Annotated in this window: 8 protein-coding genes and 5 tRNA genes; all 13 read left to right on the forward strand. The window is 43.0% G+C overall.

Annotated features, from left to right (window positions below; translation table 11 throughout):
• Positions 1-53 precede the first annotated feature (53 nt).
• The 13 genes from D1814_RS16805 to D1814_RS16865 all read left to right on the forward strand — a co-directional run bounded on the left by D1814_RS16805 (position 54) and on the right by D1814_RS16865 (position 12,208).
• On the forward strand, positions 54-1,520 hold the full coding sequence (locus D1814_RS16805) for a DUF3360 family protein (RefSeq protein WP_118494563.1): 1,467 nt from the start codon (positions 54-56) through the stop codon (positions 1,518-1,520).
• A gap of 248 nt (positions 1,521-1,768) precedes the next feature.
• Positions 1,769-1,860 (forward strand) — tRNA-Ser (locus D1814_RS16810).
• Positions 1,861-2,179: 319 nt separating this feature from the next.
• Positions 2,180-2,271: transfer RNA gene (locus D1814_RS16815), tRNA-Ser, on the forward strand.
• A gap of 255 nt (positions 2,272-2,526) precedes the next feature.
• Positions 2,527-4,641: a 5-histidylcysteine sulfoxide synthase gene (gene ovoA, locus D1814_RS16820; protein WP_118494565.1), complete on the forward strand. Its 2,115-nt coding sequence runs from the start codon at positions 2,527-2,529 to the stop codon at positions 4,639-4,641.
• A gap of 294 nt (positions 4,642-4,935) precedes the next feature.
• Positions 4,936-6,345, forward strand: coding sequence for an aminotransferase class I/II-fold pyridoxal phosphate-dependent enzyme (locus D1814_RS16825; RefSeq protein WP_409049192.1), 1,410 nt, complete (start codon positions 4,936-4,938; stop codon positions 6,343-6,345).
• Positions 6,346-6,584: 239 nt separating this feature from the next.
• Positions 6,585-7,310: a pirin family protein gene (locus D1814_RS16830; protein WP_118494568.1), complete on the forward strand. Its 726-nt coding sequence runs from the start codon at positions 6,585-6,587 to the stop codon at positions 7,308-7,310.
• A 180-nt stretch (positions 7,311-7,490) separates the two neighbouring features.
• Positions 7,491-8,135: a UvrY/SirA/GacA family response regulator transcription factor gene (gene uvrY, locus D1814_RS16835; protein ID WP_118494570.1), complete on the forward strand. Its 645-nt coding sequence runs from the start codon at positions 7,491-7,493 to the stop codon at positions 8,133-8,135.
• 31 nt (positions 8,136-8,166) lie between these two features.
• Complete coding sequence (uvrC, locus tag D1814_RS16840; RefSeq protein ID WP_118494572.1) at positions 8,167-9,984, forward strand: excinuclease ABC subunit UvrC; 1,818 nt, start codon at positions 8,167-8,169, stop codon at positions 9,982-9,984.
• A gap of 123 nt (positions 9,985-10,107) precedes the next feature.
• Positions 10,108-10,680 carry a CDP-diacylglycerol--glycerol-3-phosphate 3-phosphatidyltransferase gene (pgsA, locus tag D1814_RS16845; RefSeq protein WP_118494574.1) on the forward strand — a complete coding sequence of 191 codons (573 nt, stop codon included), beginning with the start codon at positions 10,108-10,110 and terminating at the stop codon, positions 10,678-10,680.
• A gap of 169 nt (positions 10,681-10,849) precedes the next feature.
• Positions 10,850-10,925 (forward strand) — tRNA-Gly (locus D1814_RS16850).
• A 41-nt stretch (positions 10,926-10,966) separates the two neighbouring features.
• A tRNA-Cys gene (locus tag D1814_RS16855) sits at positions 10,967-11,040 on the forward strand.
• Between the two features lie 59 nt (positions 11,041-11,099).
• Positions 11,100-11,186: transfer RNA gene (locus D1814_RS16860), tRNA-Leu, on the forward strand.
• 257 nt (positions 11,187-11,443) lie between these two features.
• On the forward strand, positions 11,444-12,208 hold the full coding sequence (locus D1814_RS16865) for a hypothetical protein (RefSeq protein WP_118494576.1): 765 nt from the start codon (positions 11,444-11,446) through the stop codon (positions 12,206-12,208).
• Positions 12,209-12,229: the final 21 nt, after the last annotated feature.

Here is a 12,229-nt window from a genome sequence, read left to right on the forward strand (position 1 = left end):
TTCCATTCACATGTTTAGGCTTGCGTTTTCTTCGCGCAATCTAAAGGTGTTATGTGTCACAGGAAAGTTCTTCTTATCAAAATCTTCACAAACCGAGCAGTAGCTTTAAATCACGAGACGATTATTTAAACCACGAATTACAAATACTTTCTCCTAAACGTTGGCGGTTAAACCTACCTGGTAAAGATTATCGCGTTGAGTGGGAAGACTTTGTGCCCGGTATGGCTGCAACCATAGGTAAAATTGTTATGGTTGCCGCCGTCGTTGGTGCATTCGCAGCGCCGCTTGGTTTATCACCTGAATTTGTTATTGAAAACGTACGCTTCGAGTTACTTATAGCCGCCGTATTGTTCGTTGTTTTGATTTCAGGTTTTCTTAACCCGTCTGCCAATTTAGCGGGAACCCATGGGCCGCTTTTGCCACTGGTGCCTCTTATCGTTGCTTCTGGTGGTCACCCCATGGCGCTCGGCCTGCTCATCGGTTTGTTTGGTTTCATATTAGGCATAACAAAGGGCGGTAGCATACTCGCTAAACTCACCAGTAACGGTGTGTGTGGTGGGCTATTGCTATATTTAGGTTTCATAGGCATTACAGGCCAGGTTAAGAAGCTATTTGCTTGGGCAGAGAGCTTCGACATGGCTTATTTAGCCTTTGTAGTGCTGATTGCCACTATTCTTATGTACGCATGGCTAGAGCATATTAAAAAGCGCTGGTTAGCCATTCCACTTGGCGCAGTGATGGCTGCAGTAATAGCTTTTGCTTTTGGCGCACCGTTTGAGTTCACCACATCGCCGGGTATGCCTAATTTGAACCCTGCATATTGGTGGGGCGAAGACACAGGCTGGAAACTAGGCTTACCAGACTGGTCGCACTTTATTGCAGTGCTTCCTTTTGCTGTACTCGCAGTGTCTATGTGGTCGCCAGACTTTTTGGGGCATCAAGTTTTTCAAAAGCTTAGCTACCCTAAAAAAAGTGAAAGGGCGCACATGAATATCGATGACACCATGATTGCAGCTTCAAGCCGTCAAGCAGTAGGAAGCTTATTGGGAGGTGGTAATATATCCTCTTCGTGGGGAACCTACATTATCCCTGCGTCTATTGCTCGCAGACCCATTCCCGGTGGCGCATTAGTTACCGGGCTATTGTGTGTTGTCGCCGCGCTGTGGGGTTATCCTATGGACCTAGCTATTTGGCCTCCAGTACTCTGTGTGGCTTTAATTGTTGGCGTGTTCCTTCCGTTAATGGAAGCGGGTATGCAAATGACACGAGAAGGAAAAACAACCCAGTCTGCGGCATTGGTCGTCATTTCGTCTGTGCTAGTTAACCCTGTATTTGGGTGGTCTTTTACCATGCTATTAGATAATTTGGGTGTAGTTGGATGTAAAGACAGGGCAGGTGACTTAGGCAAAGCTGGGCGCTGGGTGATTCCTGGTATTACTTTCTTAGTGCTGTGTACGGTTATGGCATTAATCGGTATGTTCCCTGGTGTGCCAGCAATAATGGAAAGCTTTAGAATGTAGTGTCAAAAGCATACGGCGTGGGAGCTTTCTTCCACTCCGTGATTTCGCTAAGAAAACTAGAACGTTTGTGATTTATGCACTACACAATTTATGTTCGTAGTTTATCAAGTACAGTATGAAATATAGGTAAACGGAGTGTTCTTTTACTAATAATTGAACACTTTGTTTATCAATTGTTCGCTTAGATCGAAATCTTACAATTAGTGCTTTACAGGCCCTCAGAAATCATTAAGATACGCAGCACTTAAGGAGAGTTGGCAGAGCCCGGTTTAATGCACCTGACTTGAAATCAGACGTGGGGTCAAACCCACCGGGGGTTCGAATCCCTCACTCTCCGCCATATTTGAAAAACCCGCACACAGTTGCGGGTTTTTTTATGGCTAAAATAAATGTTTTATTGAGTGAGAGAAGGAGCGCCGTCGCTCGACTAATAAACGCAAAGGACTAGTGCTGTGGAAAGGGCACTTATATCCCTCAAGTTGTACATTAAAGAATTTATAGCTAGAAACACTAAGCGCATAAGTAATACAAATGGATTCAGTTTTAATCAAAGGTGATTAAGCTTCTTGCAAAAAGATGAATATTTCACCAGTTGATTGATTTAATTGAAATTAGTGCTTTACAGCGTGCCGTAAATCATTAAGATAAGCATCACTTAAGGAGAGTTGGCAGAGCCCGGTTTAATGCACCTGACTTGAAATCAGACGTGGGGTCAAACCCACCGGGGGTTCGAATCCCTCACTCTCCGCCATATTACGAAAACCCGCACATTGTTGCGGGTTTTTTTATGGGTGAAATATTTTCTGATCTCATCCTGTCTGTATCTTGTAATTACAAAACATTTCATAAAAACCAAGTTATGTCGCGCTTTATTCACAAAAGCTTGATATATATAAAAAGGTTTACAATCAACTGAAATCATTACGGCATATTAAAGCGGTGTACTCGTACGTATATCGCTGGTCCTACGCAGTTGGTAGTAATAACAAGAATTCAAGAGGACATTATGCAGGCAATGCCCACACTTAATCTTCGGGAAGGTACGGTTGGACAAAAAAGACAGGAAATAAAGGCGTATTTCCTCGACTCATTCAACACATATGAATCACTTTTCTCTTGCCTAGCGAATGACGAGGCCTTTTACGAACGACCTGAAACGCTGCGTCATCCGTTAATTTTTTATTTCGGCCACACTGCCACGTTTTTTATCAATAAGCTCGTGCTTTCAAAGGCTATCAACGAGCGTATCAACCCTAAGTTTGAATCGCTCTTTGCGATAGGCGTAGATGAAATGAGTTGGGATGACCTCAACGATGAAAATTATGACTGGCCAAAGGTTGAAGAGGTGCGTCAATATCGAAATCAAGTGCGCACCTTGGTATGTGACCTCATAGATACCATGTCTTTTAGCATGCCTATCGACTGGGACAGTCCAATGTGGCCTGTAGTGATGGGAATAGAACACGAACGCATTCATTTAGAAACCTCGTCTGTACTTATTAGGCAGTTACCCATTTCGTCTGTACGACCTAGTTCAGAATGGCCTGTTTGCCCTACAATGCTCACTAATCCTGAAGAACTTGCTCCCAACGCATTAATTACAGTTCAAGCGCAAACGGTAATTAATGATAAAAATTGGGGTAGTGCCTATTACGGCTGGGACAATGAATACGGAACTCAGCAAGAATCTGTAAGCGAGTTTAGTGCATCTAAGTTTCTGGTAAGCAATGGCGAGTATTTAGCTTTCGTTAAAGACGGCGGTTATCACAACGCGAAGTACTGGGAAGCTGAAGGCAACAAGTGGCGTGAATACACCCAGGCTCAACACCCTGTGTTTTGGGTCAAAAAGGGCGATGACTATGCCTATCGCAGTATGCTTGAAGAACACCCACTTCCTGTAGATTGGCCGGTAGACGTTAATTATCATGAAGCTAAAGCCTTTTGTAATTACTTAAGCGAGAAGACTGGTTCGCTTGTTCGCCTACCGACAGAAAACGAATGGCAAGCTCTACGTCAGAATGCTGGTGTAACACAAACCGTATACGCTGATGGTTTCAATATTGCGCTTCAAAAATACGCTTCGAGTGAGCCTGTTAATGTTAATCAGTCAGGTGAATTTTTTGATGTGGTAGGGAACGTATGGCAGTGGACTGAAACACCAATTTATCCGTTTGAAGGTTTTAAGGTGCACCCTCTGTACGATGACTTTACTACGCCAACGTATGATAACAAGCATAACCTCATTAAAGGTGGTAGCTGGGTATCTACTGGCAACGAGGCAATGAAAGACAGCCGTTACGCATTTAGGCGCCATTTCTTTCAGCACGCCGGGTTTAGATATGTTCAAGGAAAGCGAGTTATAGCAGTGAACGATTTTGATTACGAAAGCGATACACAAGTGTCGCAATATAGCGAGTTTCACTATGGTGACGAATACTATGGTGTGCCTAATTTCGCCAAAGCCAGTGCTCAGTTTTGTATTGAGAATATGCAAGGGCGTGAGCATAGCAAAGCATTAGACTTAGGTTGTGCTGTGGGAAGGTCTTCTTTTGAACTTGCTAAGTATTTCGACCACGTTGATGGCATTGATTTTTCTGCTCGCTTTATAAAAACCGCATTCGATATGCAAGAGCGTGGAGAGATCCGCTATAACCTAATAGAAGAAGGCGAACTAACGTCATTCAAGGCAAGGAAACTTTCGGCCTTAGGTTTAGAAGAAAGTGCGGAAAAAGTCGCTTTTGCTCAGGGCGATGCGTGTAATTTAAAGCCTCAATATACTGGGTACGACCTTATCTTCATGGGGAATTTGATTGATAGGGTCTACAGCCCTAGAAAAGTATTGGCTGATATGGCAAAACGTTTAAACAAAGGCGGTCTGCTGGTTGTAGCCAGCCCCTTCACTTGGCTGGAAGAATACACAGAGAGAAGCGAGTGGTTAGGGGGCTATAAAGATGAAAATGGTGAAACACTTAGCTCTACGCAAGCATTAGAAGATGCCCTAGGTAGCGGCTTCAAGCGTGTTGGGGAGCCCACAGAGTTGCCGTTTGTCATCCGCGAAACCAAACGTAAATATCAGCACACGCTTTCGGAGTTCAATGTATTTGAAAAGATAAGCGAGTAAAAGCGAAAAAAGGAGCATAATGCCGCGCTTAGGGCCCGTGCTCTGGGTTATGCCACTAAACAAAGCGCGGCTTGATATTGATGTCTGAATCTATACCTGCATAAATAATAATTGGGCAACGCGTTGAGATTGTTACAGTGCCAACAAGCCAAGTAAAGCGAGTCAACAGGGTAACTCAACGGAACAAACTTAGCAGAGTAAGCTAAAAGGCAAAACAACGTTTAAAAGGGTAAGTCGAGGGTGAACAAAGGGCAAAGTCAACTGCCAGTGTTCAGTAAAGTTGAGCATGAATTTATGCCTCACAAAAATGTGTGGCAGGCTCCTGCTCACCTAAAACTCGATGAAACCCGACTTAAGTATTCAGCTATATTGCGTCGCTTTTATAGCATAGGGGGCAATCAGGCATCGGTTAGAGCTTTGCAGCAAGAACCTATTGCAATGTGGATAGCCGACATGGATATACCCCCTTGCGATAACATTATAAGTGCAGTTACACAAAATCTTCGCTCAACATACGGATATCAGTCTCTTGATATTGGTGAGGCAGTAGCCAAACGTTTTGAACGTAGTGCGCCACGATATAGCAGGTTTGAAGTTAGCAGTAGTGATGTGGTCGATGTAGCCAGTGTAATTGGCGCAATAGATGTCGCGCTTCGTACATTCTGTAAAGCCGGACAAAAGGTGATGGTTTTAACGCCTACTTATTCGCCTATAACCGAAACGGTGGAAAACAACGATTTAAAACCTGTATATATACCTGTAGGGCAGTCAGCCTATACCATTGAAGAAAAATTTACTGATGTAGCTTCGTCACACACTTGTAATCATCAAAGTATTAATAATTCGTTTACCGACATAGCTCTTAACGCTTTAGACAAATCTGCCGCAGCATTTGTAATCTGCCATCCAAATAATCCTACTGGCACCGTATTGAGCGCTAGAGCACAGCGTAAGATTGTGGATTTCTGCGCTAACCACAATATTTTATTGATCACTGATGAAGTACACAGTGAATTTGCCTTCAACTCACACAACGAACCGACCCTTATTCCTATCTTTGGCTGTGAACTTGATAGGGCAGGTTTAAATGAAGAGGAAATAAATAAGCGAGATAAACCAATAGGTAAAAATATTGTGCCTGCGCCTCGGAGCATTCACATTAATAGCGCCTCTAAAGCTTTTAACCTAGCGAGTATTCCCGGTGCGTCGTATGCAATTGTAAAAGACAAAAAGACACGAGAAAGGTTTGCCCAAGCTATTAGCGAACGGCACCTTAATGCGAGCAACTTGGGCAAAGTTGCACTTATTGCTGCCTATGAAAAAGGCAGTACATGGTTAGATGGGGTTAAAGGTGCGTTAGCCTTCAATAGAAAGCTCGTTGTGCGTTTCTTCAAGCACTACGGCATCAATGTAAATTATACAATGGGAAGCGCTGGCTACTTTCTTTGGCTAGATCTCGCCACATTTCCCTCGAACATTTCGCAACCAATGGTTTCTGTGTCGACTGAAAAAGACTCATTAGGAAAGGAGTCTGATCAAATTCTTCGTTATTCACCTGTTGCAAGTGTAGAGCAGTGTATAGAGCGGGGCGTAGTAGGTAACGACGGAGCACCCTTCGGTGCGCCGAATCATATAAGGCTTAATTTGGCCTGTCATCCAGCGGTTATCGAGACCGCTCTGCAGCGTTTGTGTTTCATGTCGTAGCTGTTCGCTACCGCTTAGCTTGAATTACAAACCAATGAGTTTCTAATCGACCCCTTTTTCATGACCGATGACAGCATTCTAAATAATAGAATAACTGACTCTATAATCCCGCATTTTATTCCGACTAGAAAGAATTAAACTAACTTTATTGCGAATGAAATCAGCCAAGATAGAAGCTGCTACGTGGCACGTGGAAAGTTAGAAGGTGTTGTGAGAGCAGAAAGGCTTAAGGAAATAAAATGATGTACTTGAGAAAAGCGAATGAAAGAGGAAAAGTCAATTTTGGTTGGCTAACAAGCCGACACAGTTTTTCATTTGGGCACTATTATGATGCGAAACACATGGGCTTTTCAGCGTTAAGGGTGATTAATGATGATATTGTTCAAGCAGGTAGAGGCTTCGAGACTCACGGCCATAGAGATATGGAAATCGTCTCATATGTAGTGAGCGGTGCCTTGAAACACAAAGATAACACGGGCAATGAATACGTGGTACCTGCGGGTGATATACAAGTGATGAGTGCAGGTCGCGGCATCATGCACTCAGAGTTTAATCCGTCTAGTGAAGAACCTGTGAACTTTCTGCAAATTTGGATTGCGCCAAATGTAAAAGGCGGAACGCCAGGTTATATGCAAAAAACCTTCGGCAGACGCGCTGGTGGGAAAGAAAATGAAAAGCTTGAATTGCTTGTAAGTGACGACGGCAGACATGAATCGTTGAGAATTAAGCAGAATGCATCAATAAGTCGTTTGACCTTGAGGTATCAAGAAGCATGGTATCGAAATACTGAAAGGCAGAAAGGATATCTTCATATCATCTCAGGTGTGGCTGAAGCTTCGGTGAAAAGTGAACCTGGGATGGTAGAATTAGAATCTGGCGATGCTATTGGAATCTACGAGGAAGATAGTATTTCGCTCACTGCATCTCAAGATTTGGTTGCCCTTTGGTTTGATTTACCAATTTAATTGACTAAAAGTAATCTAGATCAATAATTTAGTTTCAATTTGTGTATCTCTACTTCACGAATTTTTATCTCGTGGTATGATGACTGTGATAAGGTTTTAGGTTGTTAATAGTTATCATTAACGAAAATTAGCGGCCTTTAACCTAGTTGTTTAGAAAACTGAAGTCAGTGAGATACTAGAGTGATAAAAATAATCCTAGCAGATGATCACGATTTGGTCAGAAGAGGGATACGCCGAATTCTGGAAGACGTAGAAGATTTTACTGTTATCGATGAAGCAAGTAACGGTGAAGATGCGGTACAAATGTGCCGAAAAAATGCGCCAGATGTGGTACTCATGGACGTGAACATGCCCGGTATTGGTGGACTAGAAGCGACTAAGAGAATTGTTCGCATGTCAGAAAATACGCGGGTGATATGTGTTTCAATGCACAAAGAAAGCCCTATACCTATGCAGGTAATGGAAGCGGGGGCGTTTGGATTTCTTACCAAAGACGCAAAGCCAGACGAGGTCATTCTTGCCATTCGTAAAGTAGCAGCGGGGCAAATGTATCTCGACAACGAAATGGCCAATATTATTGCGATAAGTAAGTTATTGCCAAGTTCGGATAATCCATTTGATGAGCTATCGAGTAGAGAACTTACTATAGCCATGAGATTAACCGAAGGTCATAAAGTGCCAGATATTGCCCGAGAACTTAGCATCAATTCCAAAACGGTTAATACCTACCGTTATCGTATGTTTCAAAAATTAGGCGTGACGTCTGACGTAGAGTTAACACACTTAGCCTACCGTCATAAGCTAATCAATCCTAATACCTTTTAAGCGTCACTAGACGCATAACGTCAAAGTGATTATGTCTGCATTTGATTCAGCAGCATTTCTTAAGAATTTAACCTCTCAACCTGGTGTGTACCGTATGTACAACAGCCAGGACGAGGTTATTTACGTAGGAAAAGCCAAAAACCTTAAAAAGCGAGTATCAAGTTACTTTCGTACTAACCTTGATAACGCTAAAACCCGTTCGTTAGTCAGTCAGATTGCGAACATGGATGTAACCGTAGTAAATAGTGAGACCGAAGCGTTTCTGCTAGAAAACAACTTCATTAAGAAGTATAAGCCGCGTTACAACGTGGTAATGCGTGACGACAAGTCTTACCCTTTCATCTTTTTATCAGACCACGAGCATCCGCGGCTGTCTTTTCATCGCGGCCCGCAAAAGAAAAAGGGTGAATATTTCGGGCCATACCCTAGTGCATGGTCAGTTCGAGAAAGCTTACGTTCTATGCAGCGTATTTTCCCTGTTCGTCAATGCGAAGACAGCTATTACCGTGCGCGCAGCAGACCTTGCCTTCAGTATCAGATGCAACGGTGCAGCGCGCCTTGTGTTGAAGGCTATGTGAGCGACGAGGAATATAAAGAGCAGGTCAATTTTGCTCGCTTATTTTTAAAAGGTAAAAACCAGCAAGTTATTGGTGGGCTGGTGGACAAAATGGAAAAAGCCAGTGAAGCATTAAACTTCGAAGCCGCTGCGCGCTATCGCGATCAGATAAACGCATTAAGGAAAGTACAAGAGCGACAATGGGTTGCCGGTACCCAGGACGAAATGGATGTGTTTGGGTTTGCGTTCAAAGGCAACATGGCCTGCATTCAAGTTATGTTTATTCGCGAAGGACAGTTATTAGGCAGTAAAGCGTATTTCCCTAAAGTACCCAATACGGCCGACGAGCAAGAAGTTTTCGAATCTTTCTTCCTACAATTTTATTTAGCGGGTAACAAAGTCATTCCCAAGCAAATAGTGTTAAGCAACACCTTAAGTGATGAAAATGCTATTGCAGATGTACTTGCCAGTGAAGCAGGGCACAAGGTGCATTTCTTTAAAGGGGCGAGGGAAGAGAAGCGTAAATACCTGCAGCTAGCTCAATCAAATGCAGAAACTGCGTTAGATGCACAGTACAGTCAACAAAAGTCGGTGTTTGCACGCTATCTCGATTTAGAAGCTGCCCTTGAAGTGGATACACCCATTCAGCGCATGGAATGTTTTGATATTTCTCACACCTCCGGTCAACAAACAGTGGCGTCCTGCGTGGTATTCAATCGTGAAGGGCCGCTTAAAAGTGACTACCGTCGCTATAACATTGAAGGCATTACACCTGGAGATGATTATGCGGCTATGGCGCAAGCACTAAAGCGTCGCTATAAGTCCGTTAAAGAAGTGCAAAAAATTCCGGACCTTCTATTAATAGATGGTGGTAAAGGTCAGCTTGCTCAAGCTGAGGCTTTTTTTGAAGACTGGCCTCATGATAAGAAGCCCATGTTGTTAGGTGTAGCAAAGGGCACTACTCGTAAGCCGGGCTTGGAAACCTTGATACTGGCAGGCAGTCATCAAGTGCTTCCAATGGATAGCCATTCGCCTGGGCTTCACCTTATTCAGCATATCCGCGATGAATCACACAGATTTGCTATCACTGGGCACCGCAACCGCCGTCAGAAAGTGAAAACAACCTCGAGTCTTGAAAGTATTCCTGGTATTGGCGCTAAGCGCAGACAAACGTTGTTAAAGTTTATGGGCGGCTTACAAGGTCTCAAAAAGGCTAGTAAAGATGAAATAGCAAGTGTACCAGGCATAAGCCCTGAATTGGCGGATACTATTTACGACCACCTTCATCAATAAATGACTGAGTAACAAGCAATACATTACGAATTAAGGTAATGTGTTATGAAAATGCAAGACGCTAAGCTAAAAAGCTACTGCGCTGAAACGCCCATAGAGGCATAACACCGAGACGTAATTTTTATGTGGACTGTTCCAAACTGTATTACTTTATTTCGAGTAATCCTTATACCTGTTTTTGTGGTTGTTTATTTTCTTGATTGGCGCTGGGCGCACGAGGCAGGGGCCTTTATCTTTTGGCTGGCAGCCATTACTGACTGGATTGATGGGTATTTAGCAAGAAAACTTCAGCAATCTACGCCCTTTGGTGCCTTCTTAGACCCAGTGGCAGATAAACTCATTGTTGGTGCCGCGCTTCTTATGATCACACATAGTTATGCAAACCTTTGGATAACGTTGCCATCCATTGCGCTTTTAGTGCGTGAAATTTATGTATCGGCCCTAAGAGAATGGATGGGTTCAAATGGCGTAAGAGACGCAGTTAAAGTGTCTTTTATAGGTAAAGCCAAAACAACTGCTCAAATGTTGGCCTTAATTGGGTTACTTTCAGGGTTAGAAACTTTTATGGGCGTAACAATTTATTGGGTTTCTTTAGGTTATATTCTTTTATATTTCTCTGCAGTGCTGTCAATTTGGTCAATGTTTGTTTATACAAAAGCGGCGTGGCCACACCTTCGAAGTGGCGCAGTAAAGTAGAATTGATCGCGGTTTAATCAAAGTGAATAAAAAAATAGCAAACGATCATAAAAAACCGCATTTATCTCAATTTAAACGCTTTTTTGTGTTGACAGTTTTGAATGGGTAGGTAGAATGCACCCCACATTTCGAGAGGACATCAACCAAACGAAATGGTCGATTAAGACATGCGGGAATAGCTCAGTTGGTAGAGCACGACCTTGCCAAGGTCGGGGTCGCGAGTTCGAATCTCGTTTCCCGCTCCAATCTCTTAGAGATGAGTTTTAATCACGCGCCAGACGCATCTGGCGGAATGGCAGAATGGCTATGCAGCGGATTGCAAATCCGTCTATCTCGGTTCGACTCCGGGTTCCGCCTCCAAACGCTGCAACGCAGCATCAGGTTCTACACCTGACACCTTTGCTGAAAAGCAACCCGATGCCCGGGTGGTGAAATTGGTAGACACAAGGGATTTAAAATCCCTCGCTGGTAACAGCGTGCCGGTTCAAGTCCGGCCCCGGGCACCAATTAAAAACTATTTAAATTCAGCAACTTACAACAATCACCCCCGCCACTTAAAACACATCTAAAACTCATTTCATAATATTTCAGAATATTATTTCAGAATATTAATCCTCAAAAATTGAAATTTACTACCCTTTCTGTCAGTATTCACGCCCTGGTTGTATTGCGCTTTTTGTTGAACAATTTTTTTTCTTATGAGAGATTAAAGTTGTTTTAAAGATTGAGCAAAAGCAAAAAATAAGAAAGATTCAGGGAATAGATGACTACCACAATTTACGATCGCTTCAATAGGCTTGTGTTGACTGACACTAGATGGTCAGCTCCCGTTAATATCGAAGGTACTATTTACTTAGTTTTCGTCGATGATTGCGAATTTGAAAAAATTGCAAACAGAGATAACGCGGTAATGATTTTAGCTGGCGATGGTCAGTTAATCGCTCGATGGAAAAAATGGTGGTTTGAAAGTTTAGACCCTGATGATTTACCAGAAACTGAAGTGAACGGACAAAATGGTATTTCACTGATCGTTATTGATAAGGTCAATAACGAAGTGATTCACGATTGTGGTCTTAAAATAGCTTACAAGTGTGTTGAGACTAGCGATTTAAAAGCAGCCTTCACTGGTAGCGGTGGAAAAGCAGCAGCTGAGAGCTGGGTTGTTACACAGTGCTCAAGGACAGCATTGACAGCTGCGGCGGAGCGGGATCCTTTTACTAGCAATATACATAAGTACGTTGATTTCAATAGCGGTAAAACAAATGTAAAAGATCCTGTCTACGACTATACTTGTATTACAGACAGCATCATTCATGGAGGGTATATAATGACGTTAAATGATAAAGAAATTTTAAAGTTAAGCGAATCACCTCTAGCAGAAACTATTAAGTTAGCATTTGCTTCTGGTGACCTTGCGGCTTCTGCTCCAAGCCCTTCGGTTACCGATACGGAATGGACCCCGGAAAAGAAAGAGAGTTTAAGAGCAGCTATTCGCGAAGTTCGAAAGCTCGAAGGCTTAGACCAGTAAAAGAAAACCCGTCGCATGACG

Source organism: Alteromonas sp. BL110 (genome assembly GCF_003443615.1).
Lineage (GTDB): Bacteria > Pseudomonadota > Gammaproteobacteria > Enterobacterales > Alteromonadaceae > Alteromonas.